We start from the raw sequence: 21084 nt of genomic DNA, 5'->3' as shown, positions 1-21084 counted from the left end.
CGGGATACAAGCCAGACGGATACCTCCGGCAAAACTTCGTTAACCTTAACGAATTATGATTTCCGTTGAGAAATCGGCCAGTCCGGAGAGAGATTTTGACTGATACAGCGGAAAACCGGGTATTCGGCAAAAAGCGGTCGCAGCACGTCCTTATTCTGGCGAGCGGCGAGAAGGTTCGGCATATGACGATCCGCCCGTGGATGACCGCGCTTGCCGGTTGCACGATCGGCCTGTTTTCGCTCGGCTATCTCGGCGCCACCGGCTATCTCATCCTGCGTGACGACCTGATCGGCGCGACCATGGCGCGCCAGACCCGCATGCAGAACGATTATGAAGACCGTATCGCAGCACTCAGGGCGCAGGTGGACCGCGTCACGTCGCGGCAATTGCTTGACCAGCAGGTTGTTGAAAAGAAAGTGGAAAAGCTGCTGGAACAGCAGGCGGCGCTGACCTCGCGGCATGGGCGCATGAGCGAATTGCTCGAGCGCGCCGAAAGTTCCGGCATCGCCGCCTCCCCGGCCGCGCCCTCTTCCCTTTCGAACGCCATGGCGCCCGAAAAACGCGCCGATCTCTCCGGCGGCCTTTCCGCCATCGAAAAGCTGATGACGCCACGCAAACAGCCGCCCGAAAAGCCCGCGGCAACCGACAGACGTGCCGCTTACGTGCCTGAAGCCGGCGAAACACCCTCGGACCGGGCCGACCGGGTATTTTCGCGGGTGACGCTTTCGCTGAAGGATATCGAGCGCCAGCAGATATCGCGCATAGCCAGACTGACCAGCGATGCCGAGGACAAGGCGAGCGCGATGCAGGACATCATCCGACAGGCGGGTCTGAAGATAGAGGAAAACGGCACGGAGGATATCGGCGGCCCCTATGCGGATCCCGAGCGCGGTGAGACCGATCCCTTCAGCCTGTCGCTCACCAATCTCGACAATGCGCTGAACCGGCTCGATACCGTCAAGGAAACCGCAACCACCCTGCCCTTCGGCAACCCCGCCCCCGGCCGGGCGATCACCAGCCGGTTCGGCAATCGGATGGATCCGTTTCTGGGTCGGCCGGCCCTGCATACCGGCATCGATTTCCGTGCCGAAACCGGGGCCGACGTCAAATCCACCGGGGCCGGCAGGGTAACTGTCGCGGAAAATTCCGGCGGCTACGGCAATATGGTCGAGATCGATCACGGCCAGGGCGTCTCGACGCGATTCGGTCACCTCTCCGCCATTCTGGTCAAGGCCGGAGACCGCGTCGAAGCCGGCGACATAATCGGCCGCGCCGGTAGCACCGGCCGCTCCACCGGTCCACATGTGCATTACGAGGTGCGCCGCAACGATACGCCGGTCGATCCGATGCGGTTTCTGGTCGCCGGGGCGGAGCTGAAAACCTACCTGAAATGACAGGCCGATTTTAACGCTTTTTTTGCGCTTTTTACGATAAATCGCCCGAAACCGCGCCACAGGCCAAAAAGCCTCGCCCGAACGGCGAGGTTTCGCGCGCTTTTCCCGTTGTTTCCTTGACTTTCCGGCAATTTGGGCATATCCCCGCGCCAAGTCTTTGCAAGTGTCGTCGCGGCACGCAGGTGTTCTTACCGAACCAGAACGGAAAAAGTTCTTCCTTTGACAACATTCTCTGATCTTGGCCTGAGCCAAAAAGTTCTTTCCGCTATTGCAGATGCCGGCTACACGACGCCGACACCCATTCAGGCTGGCGCCATTCCGCCGGCTCTGGAAAAGCGTGATATCTGCGGTATCGCACAGACCGGCACGGGCAAAACCGCGTCCTTCGTTCTGCCGATGCTCACCCTGCTCGAAAAGGGCCGCGCACGCGCCAGAATGCCGCGCACGCTGATCCTCGAGCCGACCCGTGAGCTTGCAGCGCAGGTGGCGGAGAACTTCGAGAAATATGGCAAGAATCACAAGCTGAACGTTGCCCTTCTCATCGGCGGTGTTTCCTTCGAAGATCAGGACCGCAAACTTGAGCGTGGCGCCGATGTGCTCATCTGCACGCCCGGCCGCCTTCTTGACCATTGCGAACGCGGCAAGCTTTTGATGACCGGTGTGGAAATCCTCGTCATCGACGAAGCCGACCGCATGCTGGACATGGGCTTCATCCCCGATATCGAGCGTATCGCCAAGATGATCCCCTTTACCCGCCAGACGCTGTTCTTCTCGGCCACCATGCCGCCGGAAATTCAGAAGCTGGCCGATCGCTTCCTGCAGAACCCCGTTCGTGTCGAGGTCGCCAAGCCCTCCTCCACGGCAAAGACCGTCGCCCAGCGCATCGTCGCGGCCCACAACAAGGATTATGAAAAGCGCGCGGTGCTGCGCGATCTCATCCGGGCCGAAGAAGCGGAACTGAAGAACGCCATCATCTTCTGCAACCGCAAGAAGGATGTGGCCGATCTCTTCCGGTCGCTCGACCGGCACGGCTTCTCCGTCGGCGCGCTGCATGGCGACATGGACCAGCGGTCGCGCACCACGATGCTGCAGAACTTCAAGGACGGCAATCTGAAGCTGCTCGTCGCCTCCGATGTCGCGGCGCGCGGACTGGACATTCCCGATGTCAGCCACGTCTTCAATTTCGATATCCCCATTCATTCGGAAGACTATGTCCACCGTATCGGCCGTACCGGCCGTGCCGGCCGCTCGGGCAAGGCCTTCACCATCGTCACCAGGAGCGACACCAAATATCTCGACGCGATCGAAAAGCTGATCGGCGAAAAGATCGAGTGGCAGAACGGTGATCTCTCCACCCTGCCCGCACCGATGGAAAGCTTTGAAAGCAATTCCGGCCGCCGCGGCAAGGAACGGGGCGGCAGGGGTCGCGACCGGAACCGTCGCGACGCATCGCCGGCCGAAAACATCAATCAGGGTGCACAATCCGCTGCGGACACGGACATCGCGGCTCACGGAGACGACAAGGTGAAAGCAGAACGCAGACCGGAAAAGACCCCGCGCAATTCCGAGCGCAACATTCGTAACCCGCTGCACGCCAATGACGACAACCGTGACCGTCGCCGCCATTATCGCGACCATGACGATGGCCCGACCCCCGTCGGCTTCGGCGACGACATTCCCGCATTCATGCTGATCGTGGCCAACGCCAAGGGCTGAGGCCGGCACGAACATGACGCCGACCATCAAACCAGGCCTCGATTTCCCGGGTGTCGGCGTCGGTCTTGCGATATTGCGCGACGACCGGCTGCTCCTCTGCCGGCGCCTGAAAGCGCCGGAGGCGGGGTACTGGAGTATTCCGGGAGGCAAGGTCGATCACCTCGAAACCTCCCTCGCCGCGGCACGGCGGGAGGCCGAGGAAGAGACCGGCCTGACAATCGGCAAGATCGAATTTCTCCGTCACAGCGAATATATCGATACTGCGGAACGGCATCACTGGGTGTCGTTGATCTTCGTTACCCGGGACACGCAGGGCGAACCGGCATTAACCGAACCGGACAAGCTTTCCGAAATCGGCTGGTTCCATCCCGACAGCCTTCCCGAACCCACTTCCCTTTTTGCAAAAGACGCGCTGGCGGCCCTGAAACAGGCCGAATAACCGGCAGGCAGGCAAACCGATTCCGTCGGGTATGAAGCCGTGACACGACCGTCCTGAAATCACGAGCGGGTGCGGTGAAACGGTCCGGAACGGACCCTACCCGCACTCGCCCCAGGCCGGCTGCGCGATTTATTTTCAGCAAATATAATAATAAGAGAATGGCTTTGCGTGAATATTTTCAAATTCAATTTTAAATTGCTTAAATTAGAACCATGTAAAAAACCGCCCCAGTTTCCCGGAGCGGTTTATACGTAATGAAAATAATAGAATATAGAATGTAATATAGTCTGGCAGTGCTTATAACCGGAACACTTTCCGAGGCTTGTTACAGCCAATTTCAGTCGTCCCCTGAAACAGGTATATCTAAGCTAAACATTTACTTTCCGTCAAGCAAATCTTCTCGCAAATGCGAAAAAAGGCCCGGAGAAAAAGTGACACCACGGAGAAAAGCTAAATATTAGTATTAAATATCAACAAGTTAAATATGTGAAAACAAAATGGGCAGTTTTTGCGACTGCACTTTAAGAGGCAAAACAATAATCCGTCCTTGCTAAACTGTGCTTATACGCACCACATGTTACAGTTTTATAAAGTAAAAATCCTCGCAACTGATAATGAAGATACTTCTCCATTCACAGAATGCGGGAGCGGCTTACAAATCCGCAAAAATTAAGCTGGAACAGAGACAATAATATCGAATGGCAACAACTACAACGTGCTATCACCTCCCGCGCCCTTGATTCGGATAGCGGGCGGTCAAAACCGCCGCCGTGCAGACGGCGATATGCGATTATGCCGGGGTTGCGGCGATTTTTCCTTTGGAAAACCGTTTGTTGCCGATAAACATCAAGCGGAACAACAGGATTTCGATCACGTCATGCTTTCACTTCGCCTGCTAACGATCATCGCCGGTTTTGCCTTTGCGGGCTCAGCAAGCGCGGCGTCGATCGGCATTGTTGCTCCGCAGAACGGGCCATATGAGCTTCTGGGGCAGCAGGTTCGGCAGGGCGCGAAGGCGGCTGCCGCCAAACTCGGGCTCGATGTCGTCGAAATCCACGAGAGCTGCGAGGATGGCAGCGGCGGCGCAATTGCCGACGGCCTCGTGGCCGCGAAAGTCAGCGCGGCGATCGGCTTCCTGTGCACCGAAACGCTCCAGGACGTTCTGCCGCCGCTGAAAGCGGCCGCCATTCCGGCCATCACGCTCTCCAGCCGCACCCCGATCCTGATGGAAGACGCCCTGAAATACGGCTGGCCACTGTTCCGTTTCGCGCCCTCGGACAAGGCCGAATCGGAAAGGGCGGCCGAGATCATGCTGCGCGACTGGAAAGGCCATTCCATAGGCCTTGTGGATGACGGCACCATCTACAGCCGCGAATTGATCGACCGTATCCGCTCGACGCTGGAGGAAAACGGGCTGAAGCCCACCTTTGCCGATACGATGCGGCCGAACCAGGAGCAGCAGGTAGCGCTGGTGCGCCGGCTGGCGCGAACCGGCGTCACCCACGTTTTCATCGGCGCGGAACGCAACGACATCGCTATCGTCGCCCGCGACGCCGCCTCGGAAAATTCCTCCCTCACCATCATGGGCGGCGATGCGCTGGATGCCGCCAACAACCCGGTTCCGCTTACGGCAAATGTGCTGGCCATCACCCGCCCGGCCTATGACACATTGCCATCGGCGCAGGCCGTCACCGGCGAATTGCGCGCCGCCGGCATCGAACCGGAGGGCTACGTCCTGCCCGCTTATGCGGCAGCGGAACTGACGGCAGCGCTCGCGGAAGCGGCACAGGCGCAGTCGAAACCCGCGCCGGAAATACTGGCGACCGGAACCGTCTTCAAAACCGTGATCGGCGATCTCGGCTTCAACCCGTCGCACGAACTTTCGGACAACCCCTACCGCCTGCAGCGCTGGAACGGCCAGCGCTTTGAGCCCGCGGACAAGGCCGAAAGACAATAGCTGACGTGAGCACGGCGGGAAATTCGGCAAGGCGCGGCTGAAAACCATCGGCAACCGCACGGCAGACCGTTTCAAACCCGGATACTTGATGCTAAAGGCAGCTTACGCAACGCGTCGAGAGGAGTTTGCCCATGTCCCTGCCCGTCCGGATAGCACCGTCAATCCTTGCTTCCAACTTCGCCAAGCTCGGACAGGAGGTCGCCGATGTCACGGAAGCCGGCGCGGACTGGATCCATCTCGACGTCATGGATGGCCATTTCGTGCCGAATATTTCATTCGGGCCTGATGTCATCAAGGCGCTTCGTCCACACAGCAATGCCTTTTTCGACTGCCATCTGATGATCGCCCCCGTCGACCCCTATCTCGAGGCTTTCGCCAAGGCGGGCTGCGATGGCATTACCGTGCACGCGGAAGCCGGACCGCATCTGCATCGCTCGCTGCAGACCATCCGCACGCTCGGCAGGAAGGCCGGTGTTACGCTCAACCCCGCCACGCCGCTTTCCGTCATTGAAAACGTGCTCGATGATGTCGATCTCGTCCTGATCATGAGCGTCAATCCCGGCTTCGGCGGTCAGAAGTTCATTCCGGCCATGCTGGACAAGATCCGTGCCGCCAAGGCGATGATCGGCAATCGGCCGATCGAACTGGAAGTGGATGGCGGCGTGACGGCGGAAACCGCCGGCGCAATCATTGCCGCCGGCGCCAATGCACTGGTGGCGGGTTCGGCCGTCTTCAAGGGCGATGGCGTCGAAGATTACCGCAAGACGGTGACGCTGTTGCGCACGGCGGCGGAAGCGGCAAGATCCTGATTTAAAATGGAGATGCGCTGCAGGCAAGGCGAGAGGGCGTCCGGATGAGGGCTTGATGGACAGCGATACGCAGGACTTCCGCAAGGTAATCTCGAAAGCGCTGTTCCCGCTCCTCGCTTCGTTTGTCTGGGCTCTCTGTTCGGCGGCCGTCGCCACGCTCGGCCTTTATCTCAGGAACCGGCTGGAAACCGACCATGCCGACGAGATCGCAGCGCTGTTTTTTCTCGGTGGTCTGATCGGATGGCCGCTGGCGACCGGCGCCTTGCGCTTCCTTCCCGCCTCCATCGCCCTGCCGCTTCGCTTTGCGGCAAGCTGTCTTGCCGTCACCTTCTTCACACTGGCGGCGGCTGCGGCATTTTTCGCTTTGCAGTATCGCATGTTTTATGCGCAATGGCATGCGCCGGCGCTCTCCCGCATCTGGTTTTTCCAGCAGCTCTTCACCTCGCTCGGCGCGGTCTACCAGTTCGCCATTCTCGGCCTCGGCCTCTATTTTCCGTTCGCCGCCATTCCGCTCGCACTGGCAGGCGCAGTCCTTTGCCGGCGGCGGCACCGCGCTTCTGAGTTCATAGATTGAGATTACCGGAACACTTTGCTAAACGGGCAGCAAAATCCCTCCACCAAGCCAAGCCTCTCTACGAAGAAAGTCATTGCCATGATCCCTCGTTACTCCCGGCCGGAAATGGTCGCCATCTGGTCGCCGGAAACAAAGTTCCGCATCTGGTTCGAGATCGAGGCGCATGCCTGTGACGCACTGGCGGACCTCGGCGTCATTCCGAAATCCGCAGCGCAGACCATCTGGGAAAAGGGCGGCAGCGCCACCTTCGACGTTGCCCGCATCGACGAGATCGAGGCTGTGACCAAGCACGACGTCATCGCCTTCCTGACTCACCTTGCCGAATTTGTCGGCCCCGACAGCCGTTTCGTGCATCAGGGCATGACCTCGTCCGACGTGCTGGACACCACGCTCAACATCCAGCTCGTGCGCGCAGCCGATCTGCTGCTGGCCGATATGGACCGCGTGCTCGCCGCGCTGAAGACCCGCGCCTTCGAGCACAGGAACACGGTGCGTATCGGCCGCAGCCACGGCATCCATGCCGAGCCGACCACCATGGGCCTGACCTTTGCCCGCTTCTATGCCGAAATGCACCGCAACCGCGAGCGCCTCGTCAACGCCCGCGCCGAAATCGCTACCGGCGCGATCTCCGGCGCCGTCGGCACCTTCGCCAATATCGACCCGCGCGTTGAGGAACATGTCTGCGCCAAGCTCGGCCTCATCCCCGAGCCGGTTTCCACGCAGGTCATCCCGCGTGACCGCCACGCCATGTTCTTCGCGACGCTTGGCGTCATCGCCTCGTCGATCGAAAACGTCGCCATCGAAATCCGCCACATGCAGCGCACCGAGGTTCTGGAAGCGGAAGAGTTCTTCTCGCCCGGCCAGAAGGGTTCCTCGGCCATGCCGCACAAGCGCAACCCGGTTCTGACCGAGAACCTGACCGGTCTTGCCCGTCTGGTGCGCATGTCGGTCGTTCCGGCCATGGAAAACGTGGCGCTGTGGCACGAGCGCGATATCAGCCATTCCTCCGTGGAGCGCGCCATCGGCCCCGACACGACCGTCACGCTGGATTTCGCCCTGAACCGTCTGGCCGGCGTCATCGAAAAGCTGGTGATCTACCCGGACAACATGCTGAAGAACATGAACAAGTTCCGTGGCCTCGTGCATTCGCAGCGCGTTCTCCTGGCGCTGACGCAGGCCGGCGTTTCCCGCGAAGACGCCTACCGTCTGGTCCAGCGCAACGCCATGAAGGTCTGGGAACAGGGTGCGGACTTCCTTGAGGAGCTGCTGGGCGACGAGGAAGTGCGCGCCGCACTTTCCGAAGAGGTGATCCGCGAGAAGTTCGACCTCGGTTACCACACCAAGCATGTCGACACGATTTTCGCCCGCGTCTTCGGCAACGCCTGAGAAAACTCCCTGAAGTTAATGCCGCCGCGGCCTTGATCGCGGCGGCATCACAACACAGATATGGGCGCATGAAAGTTTCAGAAGCAGATATCCTCATCGTCCCGGGCTATACCAATTCGGGCCCCGACCACTGGCAGACCCGCTGGGAGCGCAAGCTTTCCACCGCCCGCCGTGTCGAGCAGGCGGAATGGTCCAAACCCGTGAAGGAAGACTGGGTCGCCCGGCTGGTGGAAGAGGTCAATGCCTCCACCAGGCCCATAGTCATCGTCGCCCATTCGCTCGGCGTGCCGACGGTGATCCATGCGTTGCCGGAAATCGGCAGGAAGGTCTCGGGCGCGCTGTTCGTCGCGCCGCCCGATGTCGCCAATCCCGATATCCGGCCGAAACATCTGATGACCTTCGGACCTTATCCGCGCGATCCGCTGCCGTTTCCGGCCATCACCATCGCCAGCCGCAACGATCCCTTCGGCTCCTATGAACACGCCGACGACATTGCCGCGGCCTGGGGTTCGCTGCTGATCGATGCCGGCATGTCGGGCCACATCAATGCCGAGTCCGGCCATGGTCCGTGGCCGGAAGGCGGCATGGTATTCGCCCAGTTCCTGAGCCGCCTGAAGGCAGTCGACCCCTGACGGTCGCAGTCTGTGCGGCTCACCCTGCTCCCGGCCCTGTTTGCCGGCGGGCGTGGCCCTATCCGCCCGACACAAGAATTGAAGGGAAGATAGGCCAGCTGCATTGTAGTATGCGCTCTTTTCCTTTATGGGACCGCTTCAAAGACCAAACGCAACGCCACCAGAATCGGCGTCAACCAAGAGACCTGCTATTATGAACCGTCGCCGCCGTATTTACGAAGGCAAGGCCAAGATCCTCTACGAGGGTCCGGAGCCAGGCACGCTTATCCAGTTCTTCAAGGACGATGCGACCGCCTTCAACAAGAAGAAGCACGAAGTCATCGACGGCAAGGGCGTGCTGAACAACCGTATCTGCGAATATGTCTTCACGCATCTGAACAAGATCGGCATTCCCACCCATTTCATCCGCCGCCTGAACATGCGCGAGCAGCTGATCAAGGAAGTGGAGATGATCCCGCTCGAGATCGTCGTGCGCAATGTCGCCGCCGGCTCGCTCTCCAAGCGCCTCGGCATCGAGGAAGGCGTGGTGCTGCCGCGCTCCATCATCGAGTTTTATTACAAGTCGGATGAGCTGGAAGACCCGATGGTCTCCGAAGAGCACATCACGGCTTTCGGCTGGGCCAACCCCGCCGAGCTTGACGACATCATGGCGCTTGCCATTCGTGTCAACGACTTCCTCTCCGGCCTGTTCCTCGGCGTCGGCATCCAGCTCGTCGATTTCAAGATCGAATGCGGCCGCCTGTTCGAAGGCGACATGATGCGCATCATCCTGGCCGACGAGATTTCGCCCGACAGCTGCCGCCTCTGGGACATCGAGACTCAGAAAAAGATGGACAAGGACCTGTTCCGCCGTGACATGGGCGGGCTGGTGGAAGCCTATTCCGAAGTCGCACGCCGTCTCGGCATCATCAATGAAAACGAACCGATCCGCGGCACCGGCCCAGTCCTGGTAAAGTAATATCGGCTCGTGAAGTAATATTGGCCTCTTAAGGTAAAATCAGGAGAAGATCAGGTGATCAAGGCACGGGTGACTGTTACGCTGAAGAACGGCGTTCTCGATCCGCAGGGCAAGGCAATCGAAGGCGCGCTCGGCAGCCTCGGTTTTGGCGGCGTCGGCCATGTCCGTCAGGGCAAGGTCTTCGATCTGGAACTGGAAGGTGCCGACAAGGCCAAGGCCGAGACCGACCTGAAGGCAATGTGCGAAAAGCTGCTGGCCAATACGGTCATCGAAAACTACGCTATCGCCATCCTCTGAAGCTGCAGGAGCCGCCGTCCATGAAATCCGCTGTCGTCCAACTTCCCGGCCTCAACCGCGACCGCGACATGATCGCGGCCCTGACGAAAATCTCCGGAAGCGCGCCCGTCACCATCTGGCAGACGGAAACGGATATTCCCGATGTCGACCTGATCGTCATTCCGGGCGGCTTTTCCTATGGTGATTATCTGCGTTGCGGTGCCATCGCCGCCCGCATGCCGGTCATGCAGGCCATTCGCGAAAAGGCCGAAAAGGGCGTGAAGGTTCTTGGCGTCTGCAACGGTTTCCAGATTCTCGTCGAAGCGGGCATGCTGCCAGGCGCCCTGATGCGCAACGCCTCGCTGAAATTCGTCTGCCGGGAAGTGAAGCTCGAAGTCGCCAATAACGACACCGATTTCACCCGCGCCTATGACAAGGGCCAGATCCTGCGTTGCCCCGTCGCCCATCACGACGGCAACTATTTCGTCGAAGCCGAAGAGCTGAAGACGATGGAAGACAACGGCCAGGTGGTGTTCCGTTATGCCGACGGCACCAACCCCAACGGCTCGCTGAACGACATCGCCGGCGTCATCAACGCCAGGGGCAATGTCCTCGGCATGATGCCGCATCCGGAAAACCTGATCGAAGCCGCCCATGGCGGCAATGACGGCCGCGGCCTCTTTGCTTCGGCGCTCGGCGTCATCGCGGCCTGACAGACCGGGCGGGCTTCAAGCCCGCCTTTTTAATGCCCGCTCGCGGCTGCCGTTTCGGCCTCTCTTCTGGATGACCTGATGTCTCTTGCTTTTCGACTGAATGCCTACAAAGCGACCGGACTGATCCTCGCTGCCGCCGCACTCGCCGCCTGCCAGCCGAAACCGCAGCCAGCTGCCTCCGTATCCCGTGCCGCCCTGCCGACGATGGAGCGGATCGCGCTTGGTGCCAATGCCTGCTGGTTCAAGTCGGGTGATGCGGCCTTCAAGGCCTATCGTCTGGCCCCGGAACTCAATTCCTTCTCCGGCCGTCCGCGCATCCTGCTCGTGCCCCGCAACAGCCCGGAATCGCGCCCCATGCTGGTGGTGCAGGCCGAAGGCAATCCGGCAAAGCTCGATGCTTTCGGACCCGTCATGAACGAGGCCATTTCCGGCCGCATCGCAACCGATGTGAAGCGCTGGGCGAATGGCGGCAAAGGCTGCTGATCTAGAAACGTCTACGTCAAAGACGTCAGTCTCGCCCCTGTGCCGAGGATCTGATCACCTCGAATAAAATCAATCCGTCGCAGATCCTCGGGACAAGCCCGAGGATGACGGGGGCCATTTTCCTGCATCCCCGCGCAAATCCCATAAAAAAACCCGCCGACGCCGGTTGGGATTGGCGTGGCGGGCTGCCGAATGGCTTGATGGCGCCGGGGAAAGAAGGCACCGCTCTCCGACAAAAAATCAAAGCGACCGGGACGGCCAGGAGAGAAGCCGCGATTTTGCGGCCTCCTTGAGAGCCTCATCCCGTGTAACGCCGATATCTTCCAGAAGATCGTCGGACAATTCCCGTAAGGCGAGCCGTCCCCGTCGTTTCTGCTGCCAACGGGCCATGCCCGCAATCAGGCGACCAATAAGCGTGTGGGCGATCCTGGCCGGAAAGGGCGCCGGTGCGACCATGTCGCCGGCATCGCGGAACACGCGTTCCCGTTCGTAACCGTCAGGATAGAGTGTATCCGCTGTCGAAAGGTATTGATCCATCTTGCGCATATTGCACCTATTGTCTCCGTGCGTTTAGCCTCATTCAATGCAGACAATAAATACAATTGACTTATGGATAGATACAATGCATAAATTGTCACCATGACAAATTGGCTTCCCGACATTACCGAGGGCGACGGCCCGATTTATCTTCGCCTTGCGGACAGCATCGAAGGCGCGATTTCCGATGGCACCTTGCAGGCCGGCTCGAAATTGCCGCCACAGCGCAATCTCGCCTATGATCTGGGTGTGACAATCGGCACAATCAGCCGGGCCTATGCGCTCATTCACGAGCGTGGCCTCGTCAGCGGCGAAGTCGGCCGCGGCACCTATGTCAATGAGCGCAAGACCCCTGCCCCGTCCCTGCCTCTGGAACCGGCAGCGGCGGCCTTCGGCAGCACGCGCCATGCCGTCGACAGCAGCGCCGAGTTCCGACTGAACACGACGGCCGCGCCCGATGTCGGCCAGAGCCTGCTGATCGCCAGGCACATCGAGGCCGTCACCCGGGAGCACACCTACGACATCACCAATTATGCCCGCTCTTTTCCCGACAGCTGGTGTATGGCGGGTGTCCGCTGGCTTTCCCAGAACGGCTGGTCGCCGAAGCCGGAAAACATTGTCTCAACGCTCGGCGCCCATGCGGCGGTGATGAGCGTGATCACGGCCATGACCGCGCCGGGCGACCGCATCGTCTTCGAACCGCTGACCTATTCCCATATCAGCCGCAGCGCCACGCTTGCAGGCCGGCGGGTGACGCTGGTGGAGGCCGATGAGAACGGTATTGTGCCTGATGATTTCGAACGCGTCTGCGCCCAGCAGCATCCGAAAATGATCTTCCTGATGTCCGCCGGCCAGAACCCGACCTGCGCCACCCTGCCGGAAGAACGCCGCCGCGCCATTGCCGATATCGCCCGCCGATACGGCGTCTGGATCGTCGAGGACAATCTCTATGGGGCGATGACCCGCGAGGCGATCCCGCTGATCGCCGAATTCGCACCCGACATCACCTTCGTGGTCGGCGGCCTGTCGAAATCCGTCGCCGCCGGTGTCCGGGGCGGCTGGGTCGCCTGCCCGGCGCAATATTCCTCGCGTATCCGGATTTCGCATTCGATGATAACGGGTGGCCTGCCCTTCATGCTGGCGGAACTGAATGCGCGCCTCGTCAACAGCGGCGACGCGCATGATATCCGCAAAGACTGCATTGCCGAACTGAACGGGCGCGAGGCGATCGCCCGGCGCGTCTTTGCCGGGCTGGACTTCAACTCCCTGCCCGATATCGCCTTCATGTGGCTGCGGCTGCCCGAACCCTGGCTTTCCGGCACCTTCCGCAATGCGGCGATGAAGGAAGGCGTGCTGATCGACGACGAGGACGAATTCAAGGCCGGGCGGGCGGAAAAGGTCTTCCACCGTGTCCGCATCAGCTTTTCCGGGCCTTCCAGCCGCGAGGAACTGACACACGCCTTCGGCATTCTTCGCCATCTGCTCGATAATGGTTCAGCCGGCTATGAAAGCGTGGCCTGATACCGGCCCCGGCCCTGCGGGCACCGCCCGCAGGTCGCCAATATCGGCATAAACCGCCAATTAGCGGACAAAGCGGCGCATTTTCCTGTCGCACCATTGAGCCTCTTGCGCTAAAGAACCGGAAACTTTCCTCGGCTCGAACCGCGTGAGACCTATGTCGATTCCAAACTCCATCAAGATCACCCCGGAACTCGTTGCATCCCACGGGCTGAAGCCCGACGAATACCAGCGTATCCTCGACCTGATCGGACGGGAGCCGAGCTTTACCGAGCTTGGCATCTTCTCGGCCATGTGGAACGAGCACTGCTCCTACAAGTCCTCCAAGAAGTGGCTGAAGACCCTGCCGACCAAGGGCCCACGCGTCATTCAGGGCCCCGGTGAAAATGCCGGCGTGGTCGATATCGACGATGGCGACTGCGTCGTCTTCAAGATGGAGAGCCACAACCACCCGTCCTACATCGAACCCTATCAGGGTGCGGCAACCGGCGTCGGCGGCATTCTGCGTGACGTCTTCACCATGGGTGCGCGGCCCATCGCGGCCATGAACGCCCTGCGCTTCGGCGCGCCTGACCACCCGAAGACCCGCCACCTGGTGGCCGGCGTCGTCGCCGGTGTCGGCGGTTACGGCAATTCCTTCGGCGTGCCGACGGTTGGCGGCGAAGTGGAATTCGACCCGCGTTATAACGGCAACATCCTCGTCAACGCCTTTGCCGCCGGCCTTGCCAAGTCCAATGCGATCTTCCTTTCGGAAGCCAAGGGCGTCGGCCTGCCGGTCGTTTATCTCGGCGCGAAGACCGGCCGCGACGGCGTCGGCGGCGCGACCATGGCTTCTGCCGAATTTGACGAGTCCATAGAAGAAAAGCGCCCCACCGTTCAGGTCGGCGACCCCTTCACCGAAAAGTGCCTGCTGGAAGCCTGCCTCGAGCTGATGAAGACCGGCGCGGTCATCGCCATTCAGGACATGGGTGCCGCCGGCCTCACCTGCTCGGCCGTCGAAATGGGCGCCAAGGGCGACCTCGGCATCGAACTCGACTTGAACGCCGTGCCGGTGCGCGAAGAGCGCATGACGGCTTACGAAATGATGCTGTCCGAAAGCCAAGAGCGCATGCTCATGGTTCTCGAGCCCTCCAAGGAAGAGGTCGCCAAGGCGATCTTCGTCAAGTGGGGTCTGGACTTCGCCATCGTCGGTAAGACCACCGATGATCTGCGTTTCCGCGTGCTGCACAATGGCGAGGAAGTCGCCAACCTGCCGATCAAGGAACTGGGCGATCAGGCCCCGGAATATGACCGTCCGTGGACGCCCGCCAAGGTGCCCGCACCGCTTTCGGAAAACGACGTCCCCGCCGCCGATATCGCCGATGCGCTGGTGTCGCTGGTCGGTTCGGCCAACAATTCCTCGCGCCGCTGGGTCTACGAACAGTATGACACGCTGATCCAGGGCAATTCACTGCAGCTTCCCGGCGGCGATGCCGGTGTGGTTCGCGTCGAAGGCCATGACAAGAAGGCGCTCGCCTTTTCCTCCGACGTCACACCGCGTTATGTCGAGGCCGATCCCTTCGAAGGCGGCAAGCAGGCTGTGGCCGAATGCTGGCGCAACATCACCGCAACCGGCGCTCTGCCGCTGGCGGCCACCGACAACCTCAATTTCGGCAATCCGGAAAAGCCGGAGATCATGAGCCAGCTGGTCCATGCCATCAAGGGCATCGGCGAAGCCTGCCGCGTCTTGGAATTCCCCATCGTTTCCGGCAACGTCTCGCTCTATAACGAGACCAACGGTCAGGCGATCCTGCCCACCCCCACCATCGGCGGCGTTGGCCTCCTGAAGGATTGGGGCCGCATGGCGCGCATCCGTTTCGCCGCCGCTGACGACGTGGTGCTGCTCGTCGGCGCCCCTGCCGGCCTCGGCACGCATATCGCCCAGTCGGTTTACATGCGTGACATTCATGGCCGCATCGATGGTCCGGCGCCACATGTCGATCTGGCCGCTGAAAAGAACAACGGCGATTTCGTCCGCAGCCTCATCAACGATGGTCTTACCACCGCCGTTCACGATTGCTCCTCGGGCGGTCTGGCACTTGCGGTTGCCGAAATGGCGATTTCGTCGGGCATCGGCGCAACCATCGACGCGGTCGAAGGCCACAACCCGGTACTCACCTTCTATGGCGAAGATCAGGGCCGTTACGTTCTGACGATCAAAAAGGACGATCTCGACGAGGTACAGGCAGCGGCGAAGGCGGCGGGCGTTTCCTGCCCGGTCATCGGCGTTACCGGCGGTTCCACCGTAAAGCTGGGCACGGCGCGCGCCGTCGAGATTAAAGAATTGCACTTGGCCTATGAATCGTGGTTCCCTCAATTCATGGACGGCGAAACTTTGCTCGCCGCAGAATGAATTAAGGAGAAACACCATGCCCATGAAACCCGGCGACATTGAAGACATGATTAAGGCGGGAATTCCCGGGGCAAAGGTCACGATCCGCGATCTGGCCGGTGATGGCGATCATTACGCGGCGGAAGTCGTCGCGGAAGCATTCAAGGGCAAGACCCGCGTGCAGCAGCACCAGATGGTCTATGACGCGCTGAAGGGCAATATGGGCGGCGTTCTGCATGCCCTTGCCCTGCAGACCTCGGCTCCCGAATGATTGCGCCCGTGACGGCGATGCCGGCGAGACAGCTTCACTGTCCCGCCGACGCATAAAGGCTCAGGACTAAATCAAAGGCCCGCGTGACACTCTCACGCGGGCCTTTCCATGTCAGGCAAAGGGGAAAACGCCGCTTACAAGGCAGGCGGCGTCTGTGAATCCAGATCGGCGAAAGACGCGACCGGCAAAGGCCCCGCCGTCAGCAGCGTAAAATCGTAACCGGACCTGCGATCCGGGCCTAGAACATATTGCCGGTGCATGCGCAGGAAGTTGCGCTTGTTCTTTTTATAACGCTCCGGCGAAAGCGAATGCTTGAAGCGGATCGGCACGATCTTCGGCTGCGGCGCATCCGCGTGACCGGTCAGGGCCACGGTATTGCACCGGTAAAGATGGATTGGATCGGTCAGACACTGGATGTCGAACCATGTCACCTGCCGGTGATGCGCGATCGTGCCGACGCTCTCACGAAGCCTGTCCGCACTCGACAGGAATGCACATTGCAGCGCCGCCCCACCCAATGTCGCAAAGGACAGTTTCCGGCCGTCCAGCGCGTCCGGTTTCAGCTCCAGCACGCGGCCGATAGTGGCGAGCGCAAGACTGGCGCCCATACTGTGCGAAACCACCAGAACCTCGTCCGAGGGCTGTTCGAGCGCCGTCAGGACAAGCGCCGCCCTCTCCTCGATCCAGTCACGCGCAATCGGCTCATCGCGGCCGACCGCAAGCGCGAACCGCCAGTCCGCATAAAGATGCAGGGTGTGAAACCGCTCGGCAAACGGCAGAAACGCCTTCACGAAAAACAGCGCGGCGACGGGAAGGCTGATCGCAAACAGCCAGAGTGGCAAGCCGAACAGCCACGGCGACAAGGCGATACCCGCAGCAAGCGCACCACCGGCAAGCATCAGCAGGAACGGAAAGATGAAGAACAGGCCGAAACGCCAGGCATGGCGAAAGTAGCGCGCCGCGCCGCCTTCGGCGATGATGCCCACCCCGGCCCTGAACCCGAGCCAGATCTGCCGCCAGACCGGTTCATCCCGCAGCTCGGAGATGACCCCATTATGATCATAGACAAAAATCTCCGAACGGGTTCGCCAGTCGCCCGCCGAGGCCTCCACCGTGAATGTTTCACCTCCCGGCGCATTCTCCAGCGGCCCCACCGCATAATCCACATCCCAGGTCTTGCCGGCCAGTGCCGCCGCCCGCTGGTAACGCAGATGATGGGCGGCCGCATCGAGCGGATCGAAACCGGGGAAATAAAGAACAAGTCGTGACTTGACGGTCGGCATGCACAAACCTTCGGGCGGGAGCATTTCCAGTAAAAGCGGGACCGCTTTTACGTCAGGACAATGCGTAAAAACAAATAGATAGAGCATTTCCGCGTTTCAGAGAAACGCGGAAATGCTCTACAGCCACCCGAAAGGATCGCTTGATACAGTGGGCGATGCACGTATAGTAAAAATCACGACGGAAATATGATTTATTTATCGGTGAGGGAAATTTGTCTGGCATCGTCGATCAAGTGCTCAACGGCGTCGTCAAGGGCGCGCTGTCTGAAATCCTCACCAAGACCGGTATCCGCAAAACCCGCCGCACGCGCCGGACGAAAGGCACCGGCTCGCTGGCCGGCGGCATTGTCGGCTCCGTTCTGGAAGCCGCGATCAACGCCGCCATCAAACCGAAGTCGGCCAAGAAGCAGGTGAGCAAAAGGCGCACCGCCGCCGCCCGCAGCCGGCAGAGATATAAATGATGGGCCGTCTCCGCCTGCTCCCCATTTTTTTGCTGCTGGCGATTTCGGGACCGCTGCGAGGCACCGCAGAAGTTGAGGACGGCAAAGACGTCAAGGTCGGCTTCATCGTCACGCTCGCTGGTGCTGACAGGATATCTGGCACAGCCTTCTGCAAAACCGGCAAAACTTGCCGGCTCGTAGAACAGGAAAGCCCAAAATTAATTATCGATCTTAAAGCGGGTCGCTCCTATAGCGAGATCAAAATCCATTGCGAGAATGACTGCTCGTTTAACAGCGACCACGAAACCGTGATATTCGAGAACAAACAGGAACTTGATTTCTACAACGGTAAAACAGGTCCGATAGTGAAGTCAGTCTGGAGGCGACGGGAGCCGATTGGAAAGATCATGCTCAACTTTTCTGATCCGTCTGGGATGACGCGCTGGTAGCCAGAGCTTCGAGCTGCAATCAGCAATGCCACATCAGTACATTTTTTACGCTTTCCAGGTGGAAATCGCGCCGCGACATGTTATCTAGGAACAAACAGAAAGCAGCGGCCTTGAACCGCATGTGAAAGGAATAAGCCTATGAGCGGCATTAACGACATGATCGACAGTGAAGTGAAGAGCAACGACATCGTTCTTTTCATGAAGGGCACCCCGCAATTTCCGCAGTGCGGTTTTTCCGGCCAGGTGGTACAGATTCTCGATTATCTCGGCGTCGACTACAAAGGCATCAACGTGCTTGCCGATGCTGACATCCGTCAGGGTATCAAGGACTATTCCAACTGGCCAACCATTCCGCAGCTCTACGTCAAGGGCGAATTCGTCGGCGGCTGTGACATCGTAAGAGAGATGTTCCAGTCCGGCGAACTGCAGAATCACTTCCAAGAACAGGGTATCAGCGTCCGCGGCGCGGCCTGATTTCGGCCGGTTCATCCGGCCCACCCTGATTGTCAGAAATGTATGCCAGGCGTTGCTTCATGCAACGCCTTTGCCGTTCTTTTTGGGGCAATCCTGTGACAAATCTTTCACAATCCACCGCTTCGCGCGCAGGCTCGATGGGGCGCACGGAATTTATTGCGCTGGCCGCAATGCTGATGGCGCTGAACGCGCTTGCCATCGACATCATGCTGCCCGGTCTTCAGGAAATCGGTGCCTCGCTGGGCGTCGAGAACGAAAATCACCGCCAATACGTGATTTCCACCTATCTTCTCGGCTTCGGCATCGCCCAGCTTCTGTATGGACCGATCTCGGACCGTTTCGGCCGCCGCAAGCCGATGCTCGTCGGTCTGGCCATCTATATCATCTCCGCCATTGCCGTGGTCTTCGTACCGTCATTCTCCGGCCTCTTGGTCCTGCGCTTCATCCAGGGCATCGGTTCGGCGGCGACGCGTGTCATCACCATCTCGATCGTCCGTGACATCTATGGCGGCCGTCAGATGGCGGAAGTCATGTCGCTGATCATGATGGTCTTCATGGTCGTTCCGGTCATCGCGCCCGGCACCGGCCAGATCGTGCTTTTCTTCGGCAACTGGCATCTGATCTTTGCCTTCATGGCCGGCATCGCCGCCGTCGTGACGGCCTGGATGTATTTCCGCCTGCCGGAAACCCTGCATCCGGACGATGTCCGCCCTTTCACTGCCCGTTCGGTGCTCGGCGGCTTCAAGATCGTGCTCACCAATCGTATCGCGCTCTGTTATACGCTTTCGAGCACCTTCATCTTCGGCGCGCTGTTCGGCTTCATCAACTCGGCTGAACAGGTCTATAAGGGCATTTATGGCCTCGGCGCATGGTTTGCGGCGGCCTTTGCCGGCGTTGCGCTGTTCATGGCCTTCTCGTCCTTCATCAATGCAAGGCTGGTCGGCAGGTTCGGCATGCGCAAGCTGTCGCACGGATCGCTGCTTGGCTTCATCGCCATCACCTTTATCTGGCTGGTGGTGCAGATGCTGGGACCGGAGCCGATGCCCTTTGCCATCTTCATCGTGTTCTTTGCACTGGCCATGTTCCAGTTCGGCTGGATCGGCTCGAACTTCAACTCGCTTGCCATGGAGCCGCTCGGCCATGTCGCCGGCACCGCTTCCTCCGTCATCGGTTTCATGGGAACCGTCGGCGGTTCGCTGATCGGCGCCGGCATCGGCCAGGCTTTCGACGGCACGGCGCTGCCGATGGTGGCCGGCTTCTTCGTCGTCTCCATCATCGGCCTGATATTCGTGTTGATCGGCGAAAAGGGCATGCTGTTTCAGGCTCACAACAAGCCGACACGGTGAGAGCCATTGGAAAAAGGAAAGGGCGCGGAATTCTGTTCCGCGCCCTTTTTGTTTGGTACAAGCTGACCTCATCCGCCCGCCGTCACCCCGGACCTGGTCCGGGGTCCAGCCAGCCCAAGCCCCTGGGCTGAGAAAAGTCTTTCCACCGCGCAGACGCGCCGCGGCTGGATGCCGCATCAAGTCCGACATGACTGTGGAGGGTGTTGCCGCCCATCCCCACGAATCCGAAGATTCACACCGTAAAAATCTTCTCGCGCAGCAATTCCCACGTCTCCTGATCCGGCGCCAGCAGCAGCCCGCCATCCACATGGCGCGGCAGATAGGGCGAGCCATCGAGACGGGCAGCATAGGCGCCCGATTCCTGCGAGATCAGCGTACCGGCCAGATGGTCCCACGGCATCAGCTTGTTATACATCAGGAAGTGCATGTGGCCGCCGCAGAACAGGCGATATTCATGCGCCGCGCAGCGATAGCTGGTGAAGAGCCGCACATCCGCAAGGTTCAGCAGCACCTTGCGGCGGGTCTCTATGTCGAAATAGCCGGTATTGGCAATGCCGACCATCTGCGACAGTTCCGGCGCCGGCACGACCGACATCTGCGTCTGCGCGCCATCGGCGCTGCAAAGCCATGCGCCGGAGCCTTTTTCAGCAATCGCCCAGTCATTGCCCATCGGATCGAAGATCAGGCCGGCAACGGTCTCGCCCTTGGAGATGACGCTCATCATCACGCCGAAGAGCGGCAGGCCGGACGCGAAATTATAGGTGCCGTCGATCGGATCGACCACCACGGCCAGATCGGCATCGGCAAGCTTGCCGAGCAGCGAGGCATCCGCCGCCACCGCCTCTTCGCCGATGAACAGCGCATCGGGCATGATGTCCTGTACGCGGGTGCGGATCAACCGCTCGGCGGCCTCGTCGGCCTCGGTGACGAGATCGATCGCCTCGGACTTTATCCTGATGTCGCCATCGCCCAGATTGCGGAACCGCGGCAGGATTTCCACTGCCGCCGCCTCCTGAAGCGCGTTGGCGAGAGAGGCGATGTCGAGTTCGAGGGCCATG

Annotated in this window: 22 protein-coding genes; 19 read left to right on the top strand and 3 right to left on the bottom strand. The window is 60.1% G+C overall.

The genetic code is table 11. The features are described 5' to 3' along the window. Nucleotides 1–95 precede the first annotated feature (95 nt). From JZX88_RS04340 to JZX88_RS04285, 12 genes are all read left to right on the top strand, one after another. Nucleotides 96–1394 carry a M23 family metallopeptidase gene (locus JZX88_RS04340; RefSeq protein ID WP_110756956.1) on the top strand — a complete coding sequence of 433 codons (1299 nt, stop codon included), beginning with the start codon at nucleotides 96–98 and terminating at the stop codon, nucleotides 1392–1394. Between the two features lie 219 nt (nucleotides 1395–1613). Further along, on the top strand, nucleotides 1614–3110 hold the full coding sequence (locus JZX88_RS04335) for a DEAD/DEAH box helicase (RefSeq protein ID WP_206912678.1): 1497 nt from the start codon (nucleotides 1614–1616) through the stop codon (nucleotides 3108–3110). A gap of 13 nt (nucleotides 3111–3123) precedes the next feature. Further along, nucleotides 3124–3549, top strand: a complete 426-nt coding sequence (locus JZX88_RS04330; protein ID WP_174029645.1) for an NUDIX domain-containing protein — start codon at nucleotides 3124–3126, stop codon at nucleotides 3547–3549. Nucleotides 3550–4426: 877 nt separating this feature from the next. Then, nucleotides 4427–5506: an ABC transporter substrate-binding protein gene (locus tag JZX88_RS04325; RefSeq protein WP_206912676.1), complete on the top strand. Its 1080-nt coding sequence runs from the start codon at nucleotides 4427–4429 to the stop codon at nucleotides 5504–5506. 131 nt (nucleotides 5507–5637) lie between these two features. Beyond that, nucleotides 5638–6315 carry a ribulose-phosphate 3-epimerase gene (rpe, locus tag JZX88_RS04320; protein ID WP_206912674.1) on the top strand — a complete coding sequence of 226 codons (678 nt, stop codon included), beginning with the start codon at nucleotides 5638–5640 and terminating at the stop codon, nucleotides 6313–6315. Between the two features lie 55 nt (nucleotides 6316–6370). Continuing rightward, a complete protein-coding gene (locus tag JZX88_RS04315; RefSeq protein WP_110756952.1) occupies nucleotides 6371–6889 on the top strand; it encodes a hypothetical protein in 519 nt (172 codons plus the stop codon). A 78-nt stretch (nucleotides 6890–6967) separates the two neighbouring features. Then, on the top strand, nucleotides 6968–8275 hold the full coding sequence (gene purB, locus JZX88_RS04310) for an adenylosuccinate lyase (RefSeq protein ID WP_065115943.1): 1308 nt from the start codon (nucleotides 6968–6970) through the stop codon (nucleotides 8273–8275). 68 nt (nucleotides 8276–8343) lie between these two features. Continuing rightward, nucleotides 8344–8907: an alpha/beta hydrolase gene (locus JZX88_RS04305; protein WP_065115944.1), complete on the top strand. Its 564-nt coding sequence runs from the start codon at nucleotides 8344–8346 to the stop codon at nucleotides 8905–8907. 193 nt (nucleotides 8908–9100) lie between these two features. After that, the gene (gene purC / locus JZX88_RS04300; RefSeq protein WP_003507919.1) at nucleotides 9101–9865 is read left to right on the top strand and encodes a phosphoribosylaminoimidazolesuccinocarboxamide synthase; all 765 of its coding nucleotides are present in this window, start codon (nucleotides 9101–9103) and stop codon (nucleotides 9863–9865) included. A gap of 54 nt (nucleotides 9866–9919) precedes the next feature. After that, nucleotides 9920–10162 (top strand): phosphoribosylformylglycinamidine synthase subunit PurS, encoded by a 243-nt coding sequence (purS, locus tag JZX88_RS04295; protein ID WP_003507918.1) that lies wholly within the window; start codon nucleotides 9920–9922, stop codon nucleotides 10160–10162. A 20-nt stretch (nucleotides 10163–10182) separates the two neighbouring features. Beyond that, on the top strand, nucleotides 10183–10854 hold the full coding sequence (gene purQ / locus JZX88_RS04290) for a phosphoribosylformylglycinamidine synthase subunit PurQ (RefSeq protein WP_065115945.1): 672 nt from the start codon (nucleotides 10183–10185) through the stop codon (nucleotides 10852–10854). 78 nt (nucleotides 10855–10932) lie between these two features. After that, nucleotides 10933–11337 (top strand): hypothetical protein, encoded by a 405-nt coding sequence (locus JZX88_RS04285; protein ID WP_065115946.1) that lies wholly within the window; start codon nucleotides 10933–10935, stop codon nucleotides 11335–11337. A gap of 240 nt (nucleotides 11338–11577) precedes the next feature. Here JZX88_RS04285 and JZX88_RS04280 read toward each other — a convergent pair whose 3' ends face one another. Further along, nucleotides 11578–11883, bottom strand: a complete 306-nt coding sequence (locus tag JZX88_RS04280) for a DUF1127 domain-containing protein (RefSeq protein ID WP_206912672.1) — start codon at nucleotides 11881–11883, stop codon at nucleotides 11578–11580. A 93-nt stretch (nucleotides 11884–11976) separates the two neighbouring features. Between JZX88_RS04280 and JZX88_RS04275 the strand changes: the two genes are divergently transcribed. The 3 genes from JZX88_RS04275 (at nucleotide 11977) to JZX88_RS04265 (ending at nucleotide 16034) form a co-directional block, all read left to right on the top strand. Further along, complete coding sequence (locus JZX88_RS04275) at nucleotides 11977–13395, top strand: PLP-dependent aminotransferase family protein (protein ID WP_110756948.1); 1419 nt, start codon at nucleotides 11977–11979, stop codon at nucleotides 13393–13395. Nucleotides 13396–13549: 154 nt separating this feature from the next. Continuing rightward, a complete protein-coding gene (purL, locus tag JZX88_RS04270) occupies nucleotides 13550–15784 on the top strand; it encodes a phosphoribosylformylglycinamidine synthase subunit PurL (protein ID WP_110756947.1) in 2235 nt (744 codons plus the stop codon). Between the two features lie 16 nt (nucleotides 15785–15800). Continuing rightward, on the top strand, nucleotides 15801–16034 hold the full coding sequence (locus JZX88_RS04265) for a BolA/IbaG family iron-sulfur metabolism protein (protein WP_003507909.1): 234 nt from the start codon (nucleotides 15801–15803) through the stop codon (nucleotides 16032–16034). A 134-nt stretch (nucleotides 16035–16168) separates the two neighbouring features. Here the strand turns inward: JZX88_RS04265 and JZX88_RS04260 are convergent, their stop codons facing one another. Continuing rightward, nucleotides 16169–17317, bottom strand: coding sequence for a hypothetical protein (locus tag JZX88_RS04260; protein ID WP_206912670.1), 1149 nt, complete (start codon nucleotides 17315–17317; stop codon nucleotides 16169–16171). A 212-nt stretch (nucleotides 17318–17529) separates the two neighbouring features. Here JZX88_RS04260 and JZX88_RS04255 point away from each other — a divergent pair, with 212 nt between their 5' ends. The 4 genes from JZX88_RS04255 to JZX88_RS04240 all read left to right on the top strand — a co-directional run bounded on the left by JZX88_RS04255 (nucleotide 17530) and on the right by JZX88_RS04240 (nucleotide 20026). Continuing rightward, entirely contained in the window at nucleotides 17530–17778 is a 249-nt protein-coding gene (locus tag JZX88_RS04255; RefSeq protein ID WP_174029656.1) for a hypothetical protein, read from the top strand. Beyond that, the gene (locus JZX88_RS04250) at nucleotides 17775–18206 is read left to right on the top strand and encodes a hypothetical protein (RefSeq protein WP_206912668.1); all 432 of its coding nucleotides are present in this window, start codon (nucleotides 17775–17777) and stop codon (nucleotides 18204–18206) included. Before JZX88_RS04255 ends, JZX88_RS04250 begins: the two co-directional genes overlap by 4 nt. A gap of 138 nt (nucleotides 18207–18344) precedes the next feature. Next, nucleotides 18345–18680: a Grx4 family monothiol glutaredoxin gene (gene grxD / locus JZX88_RS04245; RefSeq protein ID WP_046798227.1), complete on the top strand. Its 336-nt coding sequence runs from the start codon at nucleotides 18345–18347 to the stop codon at nucleotides 18678–18680. 137 nt (nucleotides 18681–18817) lie between these two features. Beyond that, a complete protein-coding gene (locus tag JZX88_RS04240; RefSeq protein WP_110756942.1) occupies nucleotides 18818–20026 on the top strand; it encodes a multidrug effflux MFS transporter in 1209 nt (402 codons plus the stop codon). A gap of 232 nt (nucleotides 20027–20258) precedes the next feature. Here JZX88_RS04240 and JZX88_RS04235 read toward each other — a convergent pair whose 3' ends face one another. Next, entirely contained in the window at nucleotides 20259–21083 is an 825-nt protein-coding gene (locus JZX88_RS04235; protein WP_142856822.1) for an inositol monophosphatase family protein, read from the bottom strand. Nucleotide 21084: the final 1 nt, after the last annotated feature.

The sequence above is a fragment of the Agrobacterium sp. OT33 genome (genome assembly GCF_017313365.1).
In the GTDB taxonomy this organism is placed as follows: Bacteria; Pseudomonadota; Alphaproteobacteria; order Rhizobiales; family Rhizobiaceae; genus Agrobacterium; species Agrobacterium rhizogenes_A.
The sequence above is the reverse complement of the archived record's forward strand: the minus strand, read 5'-3'. Positions and strand labels throughout refer to the sequence as shown.